Source organism: Mesocricetibacter intestinalis, from assembly GCF_004363295.1.
GTDB classification, from domain to species: domain Bacteria; phylum Pseudomonadota; class Gammaproteobacteria; order Enterobacterales; family Pasteurellaceae; genus Mesocricetibacter; species Mesocricetibacter intestinalis.
The window spans coordinates 39,274-61,641 of sequence record NZ_SNYQ01000006.1; the positions used below are offsets into that span (position 1 = coordinate 39,274).

Sequence of the window (22,368 nt, forward strand, 5' to 3'; positions counted from 1 at the left end):
AAACCCGCCTTTAGTTATTGTTCAATCTGCGATTCTTAAAGAATACCCGCCAAACGGAAAAAGTTCTCATAGGCTTGCGCCTTCTTTTCAAGACTGAGCGGATAGGCTCTGGAACTGGAAGGGACGCGATATAGTTTCAGCCCGTAGTCCTTATAGGGGAAATCAATATATTCATTGGTTTTAGGTTCTTTCAGCTTATCCGGTATCAGACTGAATAAAGCTTCTGTCGCTTTACCGCCGGTAGTAAACAGCCAGCGGCAATGAGGTATCTTCATCAATACCTGCTCCAAAGGCACCACTTCGACAATCTTTAAAAATTTATCGGAAGCGTTACCCTGCCCGCGAATCGCTTTCCATACCGTGGGACAGGAAGCGATCCCCCGTTCGTACAAAAAAGCTTTAATCCGTTCCGGATCAAAACGTTTTTCACCTTTAACCTGAAAATATTGAGGGTTATCAAAAAATACCAGACCGTAAATACGCCACATATCATTCTGAAAATTCGGGTAATGAAATTCCATACAGCGTTTATCCGCCGTGGGCGGAAAAGTCCCCATCATCATAACTCTGGCCTGCGGCGGTAATAGGGGGGGAAAAGGATGAGTTTCTACGATTAAATTTTCTTCTGACATAAATATTGTTCCCTTTAACAAAAAATGAACCGCACTTCCTAACTAAAGTGCGGTCATTTTTTTGAAGAGTTTTTTTGGGCTAATTCAACGCTTTCAGAATATCGTCCACTCTTTCTTTCGCATCACCGAACAGCATTTGCGTATTTTCTTTAAAGAACAGCGGATTCTGAACACCGGCATAACCGACCGCCATTGAACGTTTAAACACAATAACATTCTGTGCCTTCCAAACTTCCAGCACCGGCATACCGGCAATCGGACTGTTAGGATCGTCTAAGGCCGCAGGGTTCACCGTATCGTTGGCACCTATTACCAATACGACATCGGTATCGGCGAAATCTTCATTGATTTCATCCATTTCCAGTACGATATCATAAGGCACCTTGGCTTCCGCCAACAGAACGTTCATATGCCCCGGTAAACGACCGGCCACAGGATGAATACCGAAACGCACGTTGATACCGCGGTCGCGCAGCTTCTGGGTAATTTCCGCTACCGGATATTGAGCCTGAGCTACCGCCATACCGTATCCCGGGGTAATAATCACCGAACTTGCATTTTTCAGCAGTTCCGCCACTTCTTCCGCCGTGGTTTCACGATGTTCGCCTTGCTCCTCAGCGGAGGAAGCCACCGGATCATTACCGAAACCGCCGGCGATAACACTGATAAAGGAGCGGTTCATCGCTTTACACATGATATAAGAAAGAATAGCACCGGAAGAACCCACCAAGGCACCGGTTACAATCAGCAGGTCATTATCCAGCATAAAGCCCGCCGCCGCCGCCGCCCAACCGGAATAGGAGTTCAGCATGGAAACCACTACCGGCATATCCGCACCACCGATAGAGGCCACCAGATGCCAGCCGAAAGCCAGTGAGATTGCCGTCATCAGTAATAACGGGAAAATATTGTGCGGATTATTCAAAAACGCAATCATCAGCAAAGCGGAAACTACTAAGGCCGCCAAATTCAGTTTATGCCGATGCGGTAAAGTCAGCGCTTTGGAATTAATAATTCCGCGCAATTTACCGAAAGCGACAATGGAACCGGTAAAGGTAACCGCCCCGATAAAAATACCTAAAAAGACTTCAACATTATGAATTGTGGCAAGGGTTGCCTGTTCCGCATCAAAAGCGGCCTGATCCGCGGCAAATTTGGCTTTAGCCGCTTCGGTTACCAATTCCACCCCTTCAGGCATTGAAAACACAGGGGTTATATGCAGCCCGAAGCTGTTAAATCCCACCAACACGGCGGCCAAACCAACGAAGCTGTGCAAAATAGCCACCAGTTCCGGCATTTCCGTCATTTCGACTTTTAATGCGCGATGGATACCAATCACAGCACCAATGGCCATGGCCAGTAAAATCCAGAACTGTCCCTCTGTCGCCGGGCCGAAAACCGTGGCGATCAAGGCTATCGTCATACCGACGATACCGTACCAACAACCGGCTTTTGCAGTTTCATGTTTAGAAAGTCCGGCCAAACTCATAATAAAAAGTAATGCGGCAACAATATAAGCCGCCTGTACTAAACCTACGGACATCGTTTTCTCCTTAACCTTTTCTAAACATTGCAAGCATACGCTGAGTAACTTTAAAGCCACCGAAAATATTGATACTTGCCACTAAAATAGCGATAAACGCCAAAATGCTGATAAAGAATCCGCCCTGTGCAATCTGCAGCACCGCACCAACAATAATAATACCCGAAATAGCATTGGTTACGGACATTAACGGCGTATGCAGAGCATGGCTGACGTTCCATACCACATAATAGCCGACCACACAGGCCAGTACGAATACGGTAAAGTGAGAAAGAAATGCGGAAGGCGCTACGGAAGCCAGCCACAGGAAGAGTATTGCGACCAGCGCCATAACGCCGTATTTAATGCGCGGATCCGCTTTTTTCTGTTCTTTTGGCGCAACGGCTGCCGCAGTCGCTTTTTGCTGCGGTTGGGCGGATACCTGAATCGGCGGTGCCGGCCAGGTAATTTCTCCGTCGCGAATAACCGTTACCCCGCGTAGCACTACGTCATCAAAATCAATATTGATATTACCGTCTTTTTCTTTGCAAAGTAATTTCAACAGGTTAACCAAATTCGTCCCGTATAGCTGTGAAGACTGAGTAGGTAAACGGCTCGGCAGATCCGTATAACCGATAATTTTCACCTGATTATCGGTTACGACCACTTCACCGGCCTTAGATAATTCGCAGTTTCCTCCCGTTGCCGCGGCCAGGTCAACAATGACGCTCCCCGCTTTCATGGATTCCACCATTTCTTTGGTAATCAAACGCGGCGCAGGTTTCCCCGGAATCAATGCTGTGGTGATAATAATATCCACCTCTTTCGCCTGTTCCGCATACAGGGCCAGAGCACGGCGATTAAATTCCTCGGACATCACCTTCGCATAGCCGTCGCCGCTGCCGCCTTCTTCTTTAAAATCAATTTCAAGGAAACTGGCTCCCATACTTTCAACCTGTTCCTTCACTTCCGGACGCGAGTCAAAAGCACGCACAATGGCACCCAAGCTGTTAGCCGCACCTATCGCCGCCAATCCGGCCACACCCGCACCTATAACCAATACTTTAGCCGGCGGCACCTTGCCCGCAGCGGTAATCTGGCCGGTAAAGAAACTGCCGAATTCATGGGCCGCTTCCACCACAGCGCGGTAACCGGCAATATTTGCCATCGAACTCAGCGCATCCAGGGCCTGAGCGCGGGAAATACGCGGTACCGCATCCATCGCCAGCACATTAATTTTCTTCGCGGACAACTTTTCCATTAAATCCGGACGCTGAGCCGGCCAGATAAAACTGACCAAAGTAGCCCCTTCTTTGATCAATGCGATTTCTTCATCGTTCGGCGGATTAACTTTGAAAATAATATCCGCATTCCAGACGGCGTTCTGATCACCGAGCCGGGCACCTGCCTGCTGAAAGGCCTCATCTTCAAAACTGGCTTTGAATCCCGCATCATGTTCGATAATGACTTCAAAACCGAGTTTAAGAATTTGTTGTACAGTTTTCGGCGTGGCCGCCACGCGGCTTTCATTATCAAGCAGCTCTCTAGGTACACCAATTAGCATAATCTTTCCTTAAAATTGGTTGATTGACCAGTCTGAACGATAGGTTACCCCGCCAGACCCCTATAGTATGACAAAAAGTCAAGCCCGTTTAACTGTATCACTAATCAGGATAAAATTGGAAAGATTTTTTATTTGCCGAAACAATTAATGCAACAGGTAAATTTAATTTCCCCGGAACATCAATTTCATCTAAAGTAACCCGATGCTCCGCAAACTCCCATAACCATTTCAAGAGGTACCTTATGCAATTCCCCTTACTCGAGTCCGCCACTTTACTGAAACGCTATAAACGTTTTTTAGCCGATGTCCGCCTGCCCGAGGGAGAAATTATCACTCTGCACTGTGCCAACACCGGCGCTATGATCGGTTGCGGACAAGAGGGCGACCGAATCTGGTATTCCCGCTCGGACAGCACGACCCGGAAATATCCCTGTTCATGGGAATTAACCCAGCTGGAAAAGGGACGGCTGGTTTGTATCAATACTCATCGTTCCAACCAGTTGACCCTAGAGGCTCTACGCAACAAAGTCATTACTGAATTAGCCGCATACCACGAAATCTTACCCGAGGTAAAATACGGCGCGGAAAACAGCCGTATTGATTTTTTACTTAAGGGACCGGGCTTACCCGACTGCTATGTGGAGGTTAAATCCGTTACCCTGGTGGAAGGAAATAAAGGAATGTTTCCCGATGCGGTTACCAGCCGCGGTCAGAAACATCTGCGCGAACTGATGGAAATGAAAAAACAAGGTCATCGTGCGGTAATTTTCTTTGCCGGTCTGCACAACGGCTTCGATTCTTTTACCACGGCGCAACATATTGATCCCGATTACGATAAATTACTGCGCCAAGCTATTGCGGCAGGAGTTGAAGTATACAGCTATGCCGCAAGTTTCGAATTCGAGGGGGAAAGACCCATTGGGCTAAGTCTCACCCACAGCGTAGCGCTAAACCTATAGCTAAGGGCTTATGCGGCGCTTTCTTATCTGAAAGAAATGTCAGACCAGTTAATTGAGAATTATTTTTATTTAGCTATTGACAGCCTAGTTGAGAATAATTATCATGTGAACCATTCAAACAATAATAGATAATCACTCCAACATTTTAAGCGTTCCCTCCCCCACAAAGGAACGCTTCTTTTTTTATTTTCGGCAGCGTTATTTTTTCTCCATTATTCCGTTCTTCTTATTTTTGCTGAAAAACAAAACCCCTTGCCATAAGGCAAAGGGTTAAGCATCGGATAAAAAAACTAGATTATTTTCGACCGCTCTTTTCCGTTGATCACAGAACCCGGCGGGACTGGGTATAGTTACGCGCCCAATAAGCGTCATCAAGGGAGCTGATGGTTACGCCGTCTCTCGTACTGGCGTGCATAAATTGGTTATTTCCCATATATACGCCCACATGTCTGTTGGCCCGGAAGAAAACCAAATCCCCCTGCTTTAATTCGCTACGGCGGATAGCCTTACCGACAGAACGCTGTTCCGAGGTGGAACGCGGTAAACTTACCCCGAAAGCGGCCGCAAAGGTCTGTTGCATAAAGGCGGAACAATCAATCCCATTGGCGCTGGTGCCACCCAGACGATAGCGGGTTCCCGCCCATTGGCTGTACACCTGATTCAGCGCTTTGGTTCCGAAAGGCAAGGCTTTATGATTAAGGTTATAGGGCTGATTGGTTTTTATCTGGCCGATAAGACTGGTTAATCCGGCTTCATCTTTCTCGCTATAAGCATTGTCCGTATGCCTCGGAGAATTCGAACAAGCGGCGAGTAATAAGGCGCCCGCAATTACAAAAACTTTCTTCAACATCATCGTTTAAATTATATACAAGATTAATAACCGAACTATCCTAACGGAAAAAACCATAAATTTCCAGATTTTATTTGTACAGAAAGGTATTTTATGTGATAAAAATCACATATTTTTTGAAAACTCACAAAAATACGCCTAAAAACCTTTCTTTATATTGTAAAATTAAGGGGCGATTGAAAATTATTCAATCGCCCCTTAAGCTTAGTAAAATCCGCTAAATCGGAAAATTATTTTTTCTTTTTCGCCTTCGGATTCGGTAAATCTGTTACCGAACCTTCGAATACTTCCGCGGCCAAACCGACAGATTCGTGTAAGGTCGGATGCGCATGAATGGTTAATGCCAAATCTTCCGCATCACAGCCCATTTCGATGGCTAAACCTATTTCACCCAATAATTCGCCGCCGTTGGTACCGACGATTGCACCGCCGATCACACGATGAGAATCCTTATCGAAAATCAGCTTCGTCATACCGTCCGCACAATCGGAAGCAATGGCGCGACCGGAAGCCGCCCAAGGGAATTTAGCCACTTCGTAGTTAATGCCTTCGGCCTTACATTCTTTCTCGGTTTTACCGACCCATGCCACTTCAGGCTCGGTATAAGCAATGGACGGAATGACTTTAGGATCGAAATAATGTTTCTGTCCCGCAATCACTTCCGCTGCCACATGGCCTTCATGAACCCCTTTATGGGCCAGCATCGGCTGTCCCACAATATCGCCGATAGCGAAAATATGCGGAACATTGGTGCGCATTTGCTTATCGGTATGGATAAAGCCGCGCTCATCTACCTCCACGCCGGCGACATGAGCATCGATCAGTTTGCCGTTCGGAGTACGACCGATGGCCACCAGTACCGCATCATAACGACGGGTTTCATTGGCCGCTTTGCCTTCCATAGAAACATAAACACCGTCTTCTTTGGCTTCTACCGCAGTAACCTTAGTTTCTAACAACAGATTGAATTTTTTCTCGATACGTTTGGTATAAATGGCCACAATATCTTTATCCGCGGCAGGAATAACCTGATCGAACATTTCCACCACATCGATTTCGGAACCCAGCGCATGATAAACCGTTCCCATTTCCAGGCCGATAATACCGCCGCCCATCAAAAGCAGTTTTTTCGGTACTTCTTTCAATGCCAGTGCATCCGTAGAATCCCAGATCCGCGGATCTTCATGAGGAATAAAAGGTAACTGAATCGGACGAGAACCCGCCGCAATAATGGCATTGTCAAAATTAATGGTAATTTCGCCTTCTTCTCCGGCAACAATTAGGGTATTAGGGCCGGAAAACTTACCATAGCCGTTAACCACCTGAACTTTACGCTGTTTCGCCATACCGGCCAAACCGCCGGTAAGCTGGGAAATAACTTTTTCTTTCCAGGCGCGAATTTTATCCACATCCGTACTTGGTTCGCCGAATACAATTCCGTGCTGCGCCAAAGCTTTAGCTTCTTCGATAACCTTAGCAACGTGCAATAACGCCTTAGACGGAATACAGCCGACGTTCAAACAAACCCCGCCCAATGTAGAATAACGCTCTACGATTACCGTATCCAGCCCCAAATCCGCACAACGGAATGCCGCCGAATATCCTGCAGGGCCGGCACCCAGTACCACAACCTGCGTTTTAATTTCTTTATTCATTCTAACCTCTCTTTAAGGATATGAGGCTATGCTCTCAAGCATACCCTCATATCTGGGATTACATGACTAAACGACGTAAATCGCTTAACACACCGTTGATAAAGGTAATAAATCTCGCACCGTCGGCGCCGTCGATAACACGGTGGTCATAGGACAATGACAACGGAAGCATCAGACGAGGGGTAAATTCTTTACCGTTCCATACCGGAGTCATTTCCGATTTGGAAACCCCCAGAATAGCCACTTCAGGCGCATTTACGATAGGCGTAAAATGGGTTCCGCCGATACCGCCAAGGCTGGAAATCGTAAAGCAGCCGCCCTGCATATCGGAAGCCGTAAGTTTGCCGGCACGGGCTTTTTTCGAAATTTCCGCCAATTCGCGGGAAAGCTCGATAATACCTTTCTTATTCACATCTCTGAATACAGGTACCACTAAACCGTTCGGCGTATCTACCGCCACACCGATATTAACGTATTTTTTCAGGGTCAGACGCTGACCGTCTTCAGACAGAGAGCTGTTAAAGCGAGGATAAGCTTCGAGCGCTTTTGCCGCCGCTTTCATAATAAATACCAATGGAGTGATTTTTACATCCAGTTTCTGTTTTTCCGCCAACTGATTCTGTTCCTTACGGAAGGCTTCCAGATTGGTAATATCCGCTTTATCCCATTGGGTAACATGTGGAATCATCACCCAGTTACGATGCAAGTTAGCGCCGGAAATTTTCTGGATACGACCCAATTCCACTTCTTCCGTTTCACCAAACTTGCTGAAATCCACTTTCGGCCACGGCAACAGACCTAATCCTGCGCCATTTGCCGCACCGGCCGCCGCCGGCGCAACATTACCGCTTTCCACCGCTTTAATCGCCGCCTTAACATAGGCCTGAACGTCTTCTTTCAGAATACGACCTTTGCGTCCGGTTCCCTTAACCTTATCCAAGTTAACGCCGAATTCACGCGCCAAACGACGTACTACCGGAGTCGCATGAGCAAATGTGGCGCTTGCAGTTACTTCGTTCTGACTTGCCGAGGCGGTTGCAGCGGCTGCAGGGGCTGCAGCTGCCGGTGCAGCAGAAGGCTGCTGAGCGGTTGCAGGTGCAGATGGTGCAGGCGCGGCTCCCGCCACTTCAAACCGCATAATCAGTGAACCTGTGGAAACTTTATCACCGGATTTAATCAGAATTTCTTTTACGGTTCCCGCAAAAGGCGCCGGAACTTCCATAGAAGCCTTATCCCCTTCTACGGTAATTAATGATTGTTCTTCGGCAATCGTATCGCCAACCTTCACCATGATTTCGGTTACATTAACTTCATCGCCACCGATATCGGGAACATTAACATCTTGAACCGCACTTTGCGCTGCGGCGGACGGTGCTGCGGCAGCCTGTGCCGCCGGCTGTGTTTCGGCGCCGGCGGTACCCGCAACTTCGAATTTCATAATCAAGGAACCGGTAGAAACTTTATCGCCGGATTTAATCAGAATTTCTTTCACCGTACCTGCAAAAGGTGCCGGAACCTCCATCGAAGCTTTATCGCCTTCAACGGTAATCAGCGATTGTTCCGCTTCAACCTTATCACCGATATTCACCATAATTTCGGTTACATTAACTTCATCGCCGCCGATATCAGGTACAAAAACATCGCTTAAACTGACCGCACTTGGTGCCGCTGCAGCGGCGACCGGCGCTTCTGCCGGTGCGGCAGAAGCGCTGTCTGCGGACTCAAGTACCAGCATCGGAGAACCTGTGGATACTTTATCTCCGACTTTCACCAATACTTCTTTCACCACGCCGGCTTCCGGTGCCGGAACTTCCATTGAGGCTTTATCACCCTCAACATTGATTACGCTTTGATCGACTGCTAGAGTATCGCCGACCTTAACCATCACTTCGGTTACCGTTACTTCATCACCGCCGATATCCGGAATTTGAATTTGTTTTGACATTATTGATTTCCCCGTTAATTATGCGTAGAGCGGATTAATTTTATCTGCGTTAATGCCGTATTTTGCAATTGCATCGGCAACCGCTTGCTTATCAACAGAACCTTGTTTCACTAACTCGGTTAACGCTGCAACAACTACATAATGCGCATTAACTTCAAAGTGTTCGCGTAAATTATCACGGCTGTCGGAACGACCGAAACCGTCGGTACCTAATACGCGATAGCTTTGTGCAGGAATATAAGCACGCACCTGATCAGCGAACAGTTTCATATAATCCGTTGCGGCAATTGCAGGCGCATCGTTCATTACCTGAGCGATATAAGATACGCGAGCCTCCGCATTAGGGTGCAAGAAGTTATAACGTTCCGCGTCCGCGCCTTCGCGAGCCAATTCGGTAAATGAAGTAACGCTATAAACATCGGAAGTTACGCCGTATTCGTCGGCTAAGATTTTCGCCGCTTCACGCACATGACGTAAAATCGCACCTGAGCCCATTAACTGAACTTTAGCTTTACCCTGACCGGTAACGGTTTCGAATTTATAGATACCTTTACGGATACCTTCTTCGGCACCTTTCGGCATTGCCGGCTGTTCATAGGTTTCGTTTAATGTGGTGATGTAGTAATACACATCTTCCTGTTCCGGACCGTACATACGACGTACACCGTCCTGAATAATTACAGGTACCTCAAAGGCAAAGGCCGGATCATAAGAAATACAGTTCGGAATGGTTAAAGACTGAATATGGCTGTGGCCGTCTTCATGCTGTAACCCTTCACCGTTCAGAGTCGTACGACCTGAGGTTCCGCCGATCATAAAACCGCGCGCACGCTGGTCGCCTGCCGCCCACATTAAATCGCCGACGCGCTGGAAGCCGAACATCGAATAGTAAACAAAGAACGGAATCATAGGCACATCGTTGGTTGAATAAGAGGTGGCCGCCGCTAACCATGAAGAGGTCGCCCCTAATTCGTTAATACCTTCCTGCAATACCTGACCGTCGCTGGCTTCACGATAATAAGCCACCTGTTCGCGATCCTGCGGAGTATAGTTCTGGCCGTGCGGGTTATAGATACCAATTTGACGGAATAAACCTTCCATACCGAAAGTACGGGCTTCATCCGCAATAATAGGCACAATATGTTTACCCACGGATTTATCTTTTAACAGCACGTTCAATGAACGTACAAAAGCCATAGTGGTTGAAATCGGACGGGACTGCGCTTCAAACAACTGAGCGAATTCCTCTAAGGCCGGTACTTCAAAGTTCTGAGAGAAACGCGGCGAACGAGTCGGCAAGTAACCGTTTAGGGCCTGACGACGTTCGTGTAAATATTTATACTCTTCGGAACCTTCGGCAAATTTCACATAAGGCAGTTTTTCGATATCCGCATCGGAAACTTCGATATTAAAGCGATCACGTACGTGTTTAACGCCCGACATATCCATTTTCTTAACCTGGTGAGCGATATTCTTACCTTCTGCGGAATCGCCCATACCATAACCTTTAATGGTTTTAAGCAATAATACCACCGGTTTATCCTTCACCTGTTTCGCTTTATTGAAAGCGGCGAAGACTTTCAGCGGATCATGACCGCCGCGGTTTAAGGCCCAGATTTCATCATCGGTCATTTCAGCGACTAATGCGGCAGTCTCCGGATAACGGCCGAAGAAATGTTCGCGCACATAAGCGCCGTCTTTTGATTTGAAGGTCTGATAGTCGCCGTCTACTACTTCCATCATTAACTGCAGAAGTTTGCCTGAAGTATCGCGCTGTAACAGGCGATCCCAACGACGACCCCAAATAACTTTGATAACTTCCCAACCGGCACCGTTAAACAGGCCTTCTAATTCCTGAATAATCTTACCATTACCGGTAACCGGGCCGTCCAAACGTTGCAAGTTACAGTTAATTACAAATACCAGGTTGTCCAGTTTCTCACGAGCGGCAAAAGAAATCGCACCGCGGGATTCCACTTCGTCCATTTCACCGTCGCCCAAGAAAGCATAAACGGTTTGATCCGCCGTATCTTTCAATCCGCGGTTATGTAAATATTTCAGGAAACGCGCCTGATAAATGGCATTAATCGGACCTAATCCCATAGATACGGTCGGGAACTGCCAGAATTCAGGCATTAATTTAGGGTGTGGATAAGAAGACAGGCCTTTACCATGCACTTCTTGACGGAAATTATCCAACTGTTCTTCGCTTAAACGACCTTCAAGGAAAGCACGAGCATAGATTCCCGGAGAAATATGTCCCTGGAAGAAAACTAAATCGCCGCCGTTCTTTTCGGTACGGGCTTTAAATAAATGGTTAAAACAGACTTCGTAAATTGTCGCCGAAGACTGATAAGATGACATATGACCACCCAGCTCCAAATCTTTTTTGGAGGCGCGTAACACCATCATAATGGCATTCCAACGAATCGCACCGCGAATACGGCGCTCTAAATCAAGATTACCGGGATAATTAGGTTCTTCCGAAGTCGGAATTGTATTGATGTAGTCGGTTTTGCTACCGCTAGGCAATGAAACCGCATTGGCGCGCGCATGCTGCATTAATTCTTCAATAATAAACTGCGCTCTTTCTACCCCTTCCTCGCGGATGACAGAATCAATCGCCGCCAGCCAATCATTGGTTTCAATTGGATCTACGTCATGAACCATTTTTGACATAATCTTTTCCTTTTATAAGTTAATAAATTACGTTTAACCTCGATAACAAAATTAAACACCGAACAGTTGATAAACAGGTTTAAAATAATGCTGAATGTTTCAAAATAATCATTCACATATTTTTAACAAATTGTACAAATTTTATTAGATTTTTTGAAGCAAAGATAGTAAATTCTGAACAAACACAGCCAATAGTCTATTTTTTAAACTAAAAAAACCGATCCAGATCAATCTTTGCTTAGTAAAACTTTCGGAAAAACAACCGCACTTTTATGCGCTGCAAATATTGTAATCCCAAGGCGTCCTATTTTAAATGGTCAACTCAATAAAATCCCTTGCTTTTACCCGGCATTTATTAGGCATACGACCGAATCCGCCTTAGCGAGGTTAACCATTGTTCAAGCTTTTCCGCCACTAAAAAAAGCCGTTCAAAGAACGGCTTTATTAAATTACCTAAACATAGGAAATTAGAAGAATACGCGTAAACCTACACCGTAAACATTATCTTTTTCAGTTTCGGCGCCATCTGCAAATTTATCGCGCTGATGTGTGTATTGAACATAGGTTACAACGTTTTTATGTAATTTATAGTCGATACCGGCAATATAACGGTTAGTTACATCACGACCGTCAGTACCGTCTTTCTTAGCATCTAAACGTTCCCACTGACCGTATAGACGTGAAGGTTCAATTACACGGTAGCCCACATCAACTAAAGAATAACGGCCTTTTACTGTAGGCTCATTGCTGAAACGTTCTTCATATTTGTCTTTGTACTGACCGTAGCTTAAGCCTAAATCGAACGGACCGTAGTTATAACCAACATGTCCGACCCAAACGGTCTTTTTAAATGCTGATTCGCTGGTACCGATTGCATCATATCTATCCTGGCTGAATACTGCGCCAAAGTTTAATTTCTGATCCTGATCGATATCATAGTTATAGAATGCAGTTACCGCATAACCGTTTTTATAGTTAGCTTTATCATTAACTTCTCTGTCTGAATCACCGAACAGATAATCTAAACCGAAGCTGAAGCCGTTCCATTCGGCAGAACGGAATTTCACGGATTTATCACTGCGAGTAGTTAACGGATTTAAATCGCCACTACCGTAGTATGCAGCATCCTGTACGATATCATCGGCGTTGGTTGTATGACGACCGAAGCTTAATTTACCGATATCCTGATGAGCGATACCAGCATATAATTCACGGGTTGTAGGGCTACCGAACTTACTGTTTGCAGTAGCTTCTTTATTTGTTTTAGTATTGTCTTTATCTTCAAAACGTAACTGATAACCGGCGAAAGCGGATAAACCGTTACCTAAATCCTGACTGGCTTTAATATAAACACGAGAACCGTCGTTAACTAAATCGCCGCGCTGATCGTTACCCATTTTACCTAAATAGGCACGGAAAGAACCGCTTAATTCAACTTTAGCGCCGTCCTGTTCATATACGACCGCTGCGTTTGCTGAAGTTGCCGCCATAGCTGCAACTGCTAGTGCTACTAATGTCTTTTTCATCATGATAATTCCTTGTTTCAGAATTTTGTTTATTTTATAAAGTCTGAACTTTCTTAAACTGAGAATGTCAAACTCCGCCCTCTAAGCGAGCTTAATCTTGCCAAAGAAACAGACGCCCGTCAATAAGGGAACTCCGTTCCCCCTCAGGAATTTTAGTGATCCAGATCACAATTTTTAGATAAATCGCTCTTTATTCCTCTTTTGATTGAACTTTATACAAAATGCCGCATGTAGCATCTATTGATAGAATAAAAATTTATACAAGAATCCTTCCTATATTTCTTAGGGTTATTAAAAGCCCGATGCAAGGCAGTTTGTTATTGCATCTTATCGACAAATACCCTACTATTACTCTCAACTATTTTAGTCCCTGCCGAAAAGGAAGCCCCGATGGAAAATCAACTGATCTGCTATAAGAGAATGCCGGTCTGGCATAAAGACAGCCTGCCGCAAATGTTTCAGGAAAAGCACAATACCAAAATCGGTACCTGGGCGAAAATCACCCTGCTGCAAGGTAAATTAAAATTCTACCGCTTAGATGAAGAAGGAAATATTCTGTCCGAGCATATTTTTGATGCAAAACAAGAAACGCCCTTTGTCGAACCCCAGTGCTGGCATAAGGTGGAACCCCTGAGTGAAGATCTGGCATGCTATCTCGAATTCTATTGCCGGAAAGAAGATTATTTCAGTAAAAAATATAATATGACCCCCACTCACTCGGAAGTGAAGCAAGCCGCAACCCTGATTGCGCCTTGTAAGGTGCTTGATTTGGGCTGCGGACAGGGACGCAATTCCCTGTATTTAAGCTTGGCGGGCTATGAGGTTACTTCCTGGGATCATAATGCTAACAGCATCGCTTTTCTATCCGATACGGCGCAAAAGGAAAATCTGAAAATTCAAACCGCTCTTTATGATATTAACCGGGCCGATATCCGCGAGAATTACGATTTTATCCTGTCCACCGTGGTCTTTATGTTCCTGAACCCGCAGGCGGTACCGGCCATTATCGAAAATATGCAGGCCCATACCAATTCAGGCGGCTATAATTTAATCGTCGCCGCCATGTCTACCGAGGATGTTCCCTGCCCTCTGGCCTTTTCTTTTACCTTCAAACAAAATGAGCTGAAAGAATATTACCGAGATTGGGAGCTGATTAAATATAATGAAGAAATGGGTGAATTACATAAAACCGATGAAAAGGGCAATCGTATCCGAATGAAATTCGTTACTATGCTGGCACGGAAAAAATAACCCGCTCTGGGGCGCAGGGCCGCCCCGCTTAAAGTACCGATACCGCCTTAATTTGTGCATAAATCTGTTGCCCCCTTTGCAACCCCAACTCTTCGCAGGACCATCGGCTCACACTGGCCCAAATTTTCTGTTCGCCGATACGGATTTCAATCTCGCTATGATCCTCAAATGCCTTAATCTCGCTGATTATCCCGCTCAGAATATTACGAATACTGGTTTTTTCAGCAATATTCAGCGCAATGGACACATCGGAGCTATAAATCCGAATACGTACTTTTTGACCGATTTCGCCCGGCACCGCTTTTACCCAAAGCGGCTGCGTACCGAGCTGAAGAGCGGTCATTTTGTAAGCAATATTTTGAGTTGAAATAGGTAACGAAAGTACCGCACTTTGCTCACTTTGGGTTTTCCAAGGTGCAAGTAACTCGCCCTGCCACAGATTCTCCAAGCTATCAAAAGCTTTTACCTTACCATTATCCAGCAGTACAACCCGCTCCGCCAACCGGAACAGTTCGTCCAGACTGTGGGTTACATATAAAATCGGAATATTGATCTGCTCCGATAATTTATCCAGATAGCTCAGTAATTCTCTTTTGCGCGGTAAATCCAAAGCGGAAAGCGGCTCGTCCATTAGCAACATTTCCGGATTGGTCAGTAAAGCCCGTCCGATAGCCACCCGCTGCTTTTCACCGCCGGACAGGGTCTGCGGATAGCGCTTCAGTAAATGGCCTATGCCTAACAGTTCCACAATATGCTCGAATTCCGCCCGCTGAAATTTTTTTATGCCGTAGCCTAAATTACCCTGCACATTGTAATGGGGAAATAAACGCGCATCCTGAAATACATAACCCATACGGCGTAAATTTGGCGGCAACCAGATTTTCTGCGCCCTATCCACCAAAGTACGTCCGTTTAAGCGAATGAATCCTTCATCAGGACGAATCAGTCCGCCAACCAGATTAATCAATGAAGACTTACCGGAACCGGATAACCCGAACAGCCCGGTAATTCCCTTGCCGGGAATCTTTAAATCGACGCTTAACCCTAATTGACCGAGTTGCTTTTTAAGCTTAATCTCTAACATCGCGCTGCCCCAGTTTTTTCTGCGTATATTTTGCCAGCCATTCGGACAGCAATAATGAAACCAATGAAATCAGAATTGCAATCAAACACAAGCGCGCCGCCGCGCTTTCCGCATTGGGCGTTTCGATAAAGCTATACATGGCCAAGGGAATGGTCTGGGTAACATTCGGAATATTGGAAACGAAGGTAATCGTCGAACCGAACTCGCCGAGAGAACGGGCAAATCCCAAAATCACCCCGGCTAAAATCCCCGGCAACGACAGCGGCAAAGTAATGGTGAAAAATACCCGAACCGGAGAGGCGCCCAGCGTTCTCGCCGCCTGCTCCAACTTGAAATCGACACTTTCCAGCGCCAAACGAATAGCGCGCACGACCAAGGGAAAGGCCACAATAGCGGAAGCGAGCGCCGCACCGTACCAGCTGAAACCGAAACTGAAATCAAACCATTGCAGCAAATATTTGCCGATAGCGCCGTTGCGTCCCATAATGATCAATAATAAGTAGCCGATCACCACCGGCGGCAATACCAGGGGAAGATGTACAATACCGTCCAGCAGGGATTTGCCGCGAAAATTTTTGCGTGCCAGTAACCAGGCGACCAAAACGGCAAAGGGCAAACTGACCGACATCGCCACTAACGCTACCTTAATACTAAGTAATACGGCGTTAATTTCCGATGCTGATAAGCGAAAATATTCAACTAATGAAGCTAACATAAGGTTACTTATCCGAATTCCTAATATTTATAATGCCGAGGATTTTCGCCTATCTGCGGGAAAAATAAACATCCGTCCCGTTCAGGCTGCAAAATTATAAAAAAACTTTAAAAAAAATGACCGCTCTTTTTATTTCGCCGAGAAGCCGAACTTGGCATAAATTTCTTTTGCCGCGGCGGATTTCATATAATTTAGAAAGGCCCGGCTTTCCGCATTATCATGCGCCTTCACCAAGGCAACCGGATATTCCACCGGCGCATGGGATTCCGGCGGAAAAACCGCAACCACTTTCACATTCGAACTGACTGCGGCATCCGTGGCATAAACCACCCCTAAGGGAGCCTCTCCCTTTTCCACAAGCAGTAGGCTCTTGCGTACGTTATCGGTTCGGGCTAATTTATTTTCCAGTGCCGACCATTGGTTTAAATAGATAAATGCGCTTTTCGCATAGATACCCGCCGGCACATGTTCAGGATCCCCCACCGCCAGAAAAGAACTTTTTAGCTCCCTTTGCCATATCTCATCGGTTAGATCCAGCGCCGTGATTTTACTGCTTTTCGGCGCAATCATTACCAAGCGATTACCAACTAAATCGGAGCGACTGTCTGCAATAATCCATTGCTTCTCGGCCAGATAATTCATCCACTTCTGATCGGCGGAAACAAAAATATCCGCCGGGGCGCCTTCGCTAATCTGACGGGCAAGTACCGAGGAAGAGGCAAAGGAAAATACGATTTCTTCCTCTGGATTAACTTTCTTATATGCGGCAGCCACTTCCTGCAGCGCATTAGTCATGGAAGCAGCGGCAAATACGGTAACCTTTGCCTGAAGGGATAGGGAAACCAACATTGCGCCGGCAGCTATAGCAGTTATCAGTTTTTTGAATTTTAACATTATAGACCTCGCTATATAATTAACAACATATGTAACGAATTATATAACCTTTCCTGAAATAAAAGCTACATTAAAATTAAACTTTCCATTAAAATGAGGCCACATGGAAAACAGGGGGAAAACCATGCTGCAAACAGAAATTTTACTCACCATTAAGCTGCACCGGACCCTGTTCGTTGATCCTAAACGAATCCTTCTGCTGAAAGAGATTAATCGCTGCGGTTCAATCAACCGGGCGGCCAAAAATGCTAAGGTCAGTTATAAAAGCGCTTGGGATAATCTGGAGGCAATGAACAAAATCAGCCCGAAACCGCTACTGGAACGTAATGCCGGCGGTACCGTACTTACCGCCTATGCACAACGTCTATTACAACTCTATGATTTGCTGGAGCTGACACAGGAAAAAGCCTTCCGGGTTCTGCAAGACGAAAATATTGCGCTGAATAACGCGCTTTCCGCCACTGCGCGTTTTTCACTGCAAAGTAGCGCCCGCAACCAGTTTTTCGGTAAGGTCAGCCGTCTACCGGAGGAAGGAGGCCGTTGCCCGGTGGAAATTCTGATCGATGGCTTAACTGAACCGATGCGGGTGTTGATAACTCAAAAAAGTGCGCAGCGCTTACAATTAGCTTGCGGTAAAGAAGTCATGCTGATGTTCAAAGCCCCTTGGGTTAAAATACATCAACATATGCCGCACAATGCGCACAACCGTTTTCAGGCGGTAGTCAGTGCCGTATCGGATATGGAAGAAGGCCGGGAAATCATGTTGCAACCGGCGGAAAACCTGACTTTCTGCGCGCTGGCGGGAAAAGCCGAAGAAATTAAATGCGGTGAAACATACTGGCTGAGCATCGATCCCGCTCAAATTATTTTAGCCACCCTATAAAGCGGTAAAAATATGCCTATTTGGAAAAAAAATTATAGCCTCGATCAACTGAATCTTATCGGGCAGAATTGCGCCATAGCTCATCTGGGAATTAAATTTAGCGCTAAAGGCGATGACTGGCTGGAAGCCGAAATGCCCGTTGACCGGCGCACCCTTCAACCCATGGGCTTTTTACACGGCGGCATTTCCGCCGCTTTGGCCGAAACCGTCGCCTCCCTGGCCGGCTATTGCTGCGTCGATGAAGGACAAGCCGTAGTGGGTACGGAAATAAACGCCAGCCATCTCCGCCCGGTAAGTTCCGGTTATGTTACCGCCCGCGCCACCCCGATTCGCTTAGGTAAAAGTATGCAGGTTTGGCAAATTGATATTCGCAACTCGGAACAAAAGCTCTGTTGCAGTTCCCGTTTAACCCTGAGTGTTATCCATGATAAATAGTCGTAAAACCGGGATTATCCTGGCAAATTTAGGCACCCCGGAGCAACCCGAAGCGGCGTCGATTCGTCGCTATCTTGCCCAGTTTCTCAGCGATCCTCGTGTTATCGATCTACCTGCCTGGAAATGGCAGCCGATACTCAGAGCCATTATTCTGCCGCGCCGTGCCAAGCATGTCGCCGAAAATTACCGCAGCATTTGGACGGAACAAGGCTCTCCTCTGCTGGCGATTAGCCGGGAGCAGCAGTCGGCCTTACGAGATTATCTGCACAAACAGGGAATAGATGCCGAAGTCGAGCTGGGTATGACCTATGGTACTCCCGGCATTTCAGATGCGGTACGCAATCTGATCCGCAAACAGGTACAACAAATTATCGTGCTGCCCCTTTATCCTCAATATAGCAGTACGACCACCGCTTCGGTTTTCGACGCTTTTGCCCGCGCACTGAAACAGCAACGGCATATTCCGCCTTTTGAATTTATTCATTCTTATCATCTTAACCGACATTATATTGCCGCCTTGGCGGAAACAATCCGAAAAAATCGGCAACAAGAGGAATATTTACTCTTTTCTTTTCACGGTATTCCTTTGCGCTATGTTCAGGAGGGCGATTATTATCCCGAGCATTGCCGCCAAACCGCCGCCGCCGTTGCCGCCCATCTGAAACTAAATGAACATCAATGGGGACTAACATTTCAGTCAAGATTCGGTAAAGAAAGCTGGCTGCAACCCTATACCGATGAGTTCTTACGGCAGGCTCCCGCCCGGGGAATTAAAAACATCGCCCTCATCTGTCCCGGCTTCGCCGCGGACTGCTTGGAAACCCTGGAGGAAATCGCACAGGAAAACCGGCAACGCTTTCTTGCCTGCGGCGGCGATACATACCGCTACATTCCGGCCTTAAACGCGGAAGAAATCCATATACAAATGATGGCCGAATTAATTATGCAGAAAATATGCCGACATGAGGCTATTCAATAACAGCGACGGCCTATTAGTAAAACTCAAGACTATCCAACCTTAAGCAAGGAGAAAACTATGTTTAATATCAGTAAACAACAGGTTCTGGAAGCCTTTAAGCACCGTAGCGCAACCCGCGCCTATGATCCGGATAAAAAAGTCAGCGCGGAAGATTTCGCCTATATTTTAGAACTTGCCCGCCTTTCCCCGAGTTCCGTCGGTTCCGAACCTTGGAAATTCGTTGTTATTCAAAATCAGGAATTGCGCCGTAAACTTAAACCTGTCAGCTGGGGAATGGCAACCCAGGTGGAAGACGCCAGCCATCTGGTCGTCATTCTGGCTAAAAAGAATGCCCGCTATGATTCGGAATTTTTCCGTACCGCCCTGGAAAAACGCGGACTGAATGAGGAACAGATGGAGAAAGCCATTGCCAAATATCAGTCCTTCCAAACCAATGATATGAAAGTGTTGGAAAGCGAACGCAGCCTGTTCGACTGGTGCAGCAAACAAACTTATATTGCCCTGGCCAATATGATGACTGGTGCCGCACTCATTGGGATCGACTCCTGTCCTATCGAAGGTTTTGACTATGAACAGGTGAACCTGATACTGGCAGATGCCGGCGTTTTTGATCCTAAGGAATACGGTGTATCCGTCATGGTTACCTTCGGCTACCGAGCTAAACCGATCAAAAGTAAATATCGCAAGCCGCTGGAAGAAATCGTCAGCTGGGTTGAGTAATTCGCTGCTACGGCAAGATTATAAACCTATCCCTAAGGATAGAAAAAAACAGGGCGCCCGTTCGGGCGCCCCGTTAATATAAGCACTCACAACCTCAGAATTAAGCTTCTTCGTCCTTATTCTTCAGATTAGAAAAAATATTCGCCAGAATCGGCCCGGAAACATTGTGCCAAAAGCTGAATACCGCACTGGGAACGGCGGCAATCGGGTTAAAATGAGCCGAAGCCAATGCCGCCCCTAAGCCGGAATTCTGCATTCCCACCTCTATGGATACCGCTTTACTGTCCGCATTATTCAGTTTAAACAGTTTCGCCAACCCGAATCCAAGCAGATAACCGCAGCAGTTATGTAAAACCACAACCATAAAAATCAGTAAACCCGAGTCGAGAATTCTGTCTTTACTGACTGCAACCACCGCCGCCAAAATCAATACGATAGCGATCACCGACAATAACGGCATCGTCTGACTGATTTCCGCCACTTTTTTCTTAAACAAGGCGCGTACCACCAGTCCGAGGAAAATCGGGAACAGAACCATTTCCAACACCGACATAAACATTTTCCCCGCATCAATATCAATCCAGTGGCTGGCCAGAACATAAAAGATCGCCGGAGTAAAAAAAGGCGATAACAGCGTGGAAATAGTGGTACAGGCCACGGAAAGTGCGGTATTTCCTTTTGCCAGATAGGTCATTACATTAGAAGAAGTCCCGCCCGGACAGGAGCCCACCAGAATGACCCCTACCGCCAGCTCCGACGGTAAGTTAAACCCTTTTGCCAGAGCAAAAGCAATACCGGGCATAATCAGAAACTGCCCGATAACACCGATAATAACGGATTTCGGGCGCTTAAATACTTCACTAAAATCCTGAAAGGTCAGGGTGATTCCCATACCGAACATGACAATCCCCAGCAAATAAGGGACATAAGCTAACAAGCCGGAAAAATAAGCGGGAAACAGAAAAGCCAGGGCGGCGAAGAGCAATACCCACAGGGCGAAGGTCTTACTCATAAAGTTGGTAAATTTTAATAATGTTTGCATATTTTGCTTCCTTTAGGTTAAAAAGAAGTTAAACATAGCATAGATTTTTATTCCGATAAATATTGAAACAAGGCTGAACAGCGCCTTTGAAGCATAAAAAAACCGTCGGGCATCGCAACACCCGACGGCAATAACAAAAAATCTTAAGAATTTCGACCGCACTTTAGGCGAGCAAGCTTCTTAAAGCCGTACCTATATCTGCCAGACTTTTCACCGTGGTTACGCCGGCGGCCTGTAAAGCGCTTATTTTTTCATTCGCCGAACCTTTTCCGCCGCTGATAATAGCCCCCGCATGTCCCATACGTTTGCCCGGCGGCGCACTGCTGCCGGCAATATAAGCGACAACGGGTTTGCTTATCTTGGTCCGAATAAACTCCGCCGCTTCTTCTTCCGCACTACCGCCGATTTCGCCGATCATCACAATAGCATCGGTTTCATCGTCCTGCTCGAAGCGCGCCAAAATATCGATAAAACTCGACCCCGGAATAGGATCACCGCCAATACCGACACAGGTGGATTGCCCGAATCCCTCGTCGCTGGTCTGTTTTACGGCTTCATAGGTCAGGGTACCGGAACGGGAAACAATACCGATGCGCCCTTTTCTATGAATAGCACCGGGCATTATCCCGATTTTACATTCTTCGGGAGTGATAATGCCCGGACAATTAGGGCCAATCAGTACGGAATCGCTCTGATTTAACTTCTGCTTAACCTCCAGCATATCCAGTGCAGGAATTCCTTCGGTAATGCACACGATTAACGCCAATCCCGCATTGATGGCTTCCAGAATCGCATCTTTACAGAAGGGGGCGGGAACATAGATTACCGTGGCCGTGGCACCTGTTTCGGCAACAGCCTCACGCACCGTATTGAATACAGGTAACCCCAAATGCAGGCTGCCGCCCTTTCCCGGAGAAACCCCTCCCACCAATTGAGTACCGTATTGTAATGCCTGTTCGCTGTGAAAAGTACCCTGTCCGCCGGTAAACCCTTGGCAGATGACCTTGGTGTTTTTATCAATTAAAATCGCCAT

Annotated in this window: 19 protein-coding genes; 6 read left to right on the forward strand and 13 right to left on the reverse strand. The window is 46.6% G+C overall.

Features of this window, described 5'->3' with window-relative positions:
- Nucleotides 1-35: 35 nt before the first annotated feature.
- The 3 genes from EDC45_RS07725 to pntA all read right to left on the reverse strand — a co-directional run bounded on the left by EDC45_RS07725 (nt 36) and on the right by pntA (nt 3,718).
- Nucleotides 36-632: a DNA glycosylase gene (locus EDC45_RS07725; protein WP_133545135.1), complete on the reverse strand. Its 597-nt coding sequence runs from the start codon at nt 630-632 to the stop codon at nt 36-38.
- A 79-nt stretch (nt 633-711) separates the two neighbouring features.
- Entirely contained in the window at nt 712-2,175 is a 1,464-nt protein-coding gene (gene pntB, locus EDC45_RS07730) for a Re/Si-specific NAD(P)(+) transhydrogenase subunit beta (protein ID WP_133545137.1), read from the reverse strand.
- Nucleotides 2,176-2,185: 10 nt separating this feature from the next.
- Nucleotides 2,186-3,718 (reverse strand): Re/Si-specific NAD(P)(+) transhydrogenase subunit alpha, encoded by a 1,533-nt coding sequence (gene pntA, locus EDC45_RS07735; protein ID WP_133545139.1) that lies wholly within the window; start codon nt 3,716-3,718, stop codon nt 2,186-2,188.
- 242 nt (nt 3,719-3,960) lie between these two features.
- Between pntA and sfsA the strand changes: the two genes are divergently transcribed.
- The gene (gene sfsA, locus EDC45_RS07740; protein WP_133545141.1) at nt 3,961-4,677 is read left to right on the forward strand and encodes a DNA/RNA nuclease SfsA; all 717 of its coding nucleotides are present in this window, start codon (nt 3,961-3,963) and stop codon (nt 4,675-4,677) included.
- Nucleotides 4,678-4,999: 322 nt separating this feature from the next.
- On the opposite strand, the gene EDC45_RS07745 is transcribed toward sfsA, so the two are convergent.
- From EDC45_RS07745 to EDC45_RS07765, 5 genes are all read right to left on the reverse strand, one after another.
- Nucleotides 5,000-5,527 (reverse strand): NlpC/P60 family protein, encoded by a 528-nt coding sequence (locus EDC45_RS07745; protein ID WP_133545252.1) that lies wholly within the window; start codon nt 5,525-5,527, stop codon nt 5,000-5,002.
- Nucleotides 5,528-5,757: 230 nt separating this feature from the next.
- Complete coding sequence (gene lpdA / locus EDC45_RS07750) at nt 5,758-7,182, reverse strand: dihydrolipoyl dehydrogenase (RefSeq protein WP_133545143.1); 1,425 nt, start codon at nt 7,180-7,182, stop codon at nt 5,758-5,760.
- Nucleotides 7,183-7,240: 58 nt separating this feature from the next.
- Nucleotides 7,241-9,127 (reverse strand): pyruvate dehydrogenase complex dihydrolipoyllysine-residue acetyltransferase, encoded by a 1,887-nt coding sequence (aceF, locus tag EDC45_RS07755; RefSeq protein ID WP_133545144.1) that lies wholly within the window; start codon nt 9,125-9,127, stop codon nt 7,241-7,243.
- An 18-nt stretch (nt 9,128-9,145) separates the two neighbouring features.
- Nucleotides 9,146-11,806 carry a pyruvate dehydrogenase (acetyl-transferring), homodimeric type gene (gene aceE, locus EDC45_RS07760; RefSeq protein ID WP_133545146.1) on the reverse strand — a complete coding sequence of 887 codons (2,661 nt, stop codon included), beginning with the start codon at nt 11,804-11,806 and terminating at the stop codon, nt 9,146-9,148.
- A gap of 467 nt (nt 11,807-12,273) precedes the next feature.
- Nucleotides 12,274-13,335: a porin gene (locus EDC45_RS07765; protein WP_481822770.1), complete on the reverse strand. Its 1,062-nt coding sequence runs from the start codon at nt 13,333-13,335 to the stop codon at nt 12,274-12,276.
- Between the two features lie 387 nt (nt 13,336-13,722).
- Here EDC45_RS07765 and tehB point away from each other — a divergent pair, with 387 nt between their 5' ends.
- Nucleotides 13,723-14,583: an SAM-dependent methyltransferase TehB gene (tehB, locus tag EDC45_RS07770; protein ID WP_133545148.1), complete on the forward strand. Its 861-nt coding sequence runs from the start codon at nt 13,723-13,725 to the stop codon at nt 14,581-14,583.
- A gap of 28 nt (nt 14,584-14,611) precedes the next feature.
- On the opposite strand, the gene modC is transcribed toward tehB, so the two are convergent.
- The 3 genes from modC to modA form a co-directional block, all read right to left on the reverse strand.
- Complete coding sequence (gene modC, locus EDC45_RS07775; RefSeq protein WP_133545150.1) at nt 14,612-15,667, reverse strand: molybdenum ABC transporter ATP-binding protein ModC; 1,056 nt, start codon at nt 15,665-15,667, stop codon at nt 14,612-14,614.
- Nucleotides 15,654-16,382 (reverse strand): molybdate ABC transporter permease subunit, encoded by a 729-nt coding sequence (gene modB, locus EDC45_RS07780; RefSeq protein WP_133545152.1) that lies wholly within the window; start codon nt 16,380-16,382, stop codon nt 15,654-15,656. The genes modC and modB overlap by 14 nt, the downstream gene beginning before the upstream one ends.
- A 129-nt stretch (nt 16,383-16,511) precedes the next feature.
- Nucleotides 16,512-17,276, reverse strand: coding sequence for a molybdate ABC transporter substrate-binding protein (gene modA / locus EDC45_RS07785; RefSeq protein WP_133545154.1), 765 nt, complete (start codon nt 17,274-17,276; stop codon nt 16,512-16,514).
- Nucleotides 17,277-17,400: 124 nt separating this feature from the next.
- Between modA and EDC45_RS07790 the strand changes: the two genes are divergently transcribed.
- From EDC45_RS07790 to EDC45_RS07805, 4 genes are read left to right on the forward strand one after another with little or no spacing between them, the layout of a single operon-like run.
- Nucleotides 17,401-18,159 carry a TOBE domain-containing protein gene (locus EDC45_RS07790; protein ID WP_133545156.1) on the forward strand — a complete coding sequence of 253 codons (759 nt, stop codon included), beginning with the start codon at nt 17,401-17,403 and terminating at the stop codon, nt 18,157-18,159.
- A gap of 12 nt (nt 18,160-18,171) precedes the next feature.
- Complete coding sequence (locus tag EDC45_RS07795) at nt 18,172-18,594, forward strand: hotdog fold thioesterase (RefSeq protein WP_133545158.1); 423 nt, start codon at nt 18,172-18,174, stop codon at nt 18,592-18,594.
- Nucleotides 18,584-19,573 carry a ferrochelatase gene (gene hemH, locus EDC45_RS07800; protein WP_133545160.1) on the forward strand — a complete coding sequence of 330 codons (990 nt, stop codon included), beginning with the start codon at nt 18,584-18,586 and terminating at the stop codon, nt 19,571-19,573. Before EDC45_RS07795 ends, hemH begins: the two co-directional genes overlap by 11 nt.
- A 57-nt stretch (nt 19,574-19,630) precedes the next feature.
- Nucleotides 19,631-20,293 carry an NAD(P)H-dependent oxidoreductase gene (locus EDC45_RS07805; protein ID WP_133545162.1) on the forward strand — a complete coding sequence of 221 codons (663 nt, stop codon included), beginning with the start codon at nt 19,631-19,633 and terminating at the stop codon, nt 20,291-20,293.
- A gap of 100 nt (nt 20,294-20,393) precedes the next feature.
- Here the strand turns inward: EDC45_RS07805 and EDC45_RS07810 are convergent, their stop codons facing one another.
- Both EDC45_RS07810 and sucD read right to left on the reverse strand, forming a co-directional pair.
- Nucleotides 20,394-21,335 (reverse strand): bile acid:sodium symporter family protein, encoded by a 942-nt coding sequence (locus tag EDC45_RS07810; protein WP_133545164.1) that lies wholly within the window; start codon nt 21,333-21,335, stop codon nt 20,394-20,396.
- Nucleotides 21,336-21,498: 163 nt separating this feature from the next.
- Nucleotides 21,499-22,368 carry a succinate--CoA ligase subunit alpha gene (sucD, locus tag EDC45_RS07815; RefSeq protein ID WP_133545166.1) on the reverse strand — a complete coding sequence of 290 codons (870 nt, stop codon included), beginning with the start codon at nt 22,366-22,368 and terminating at the stop codon, nt 21,499-21,501.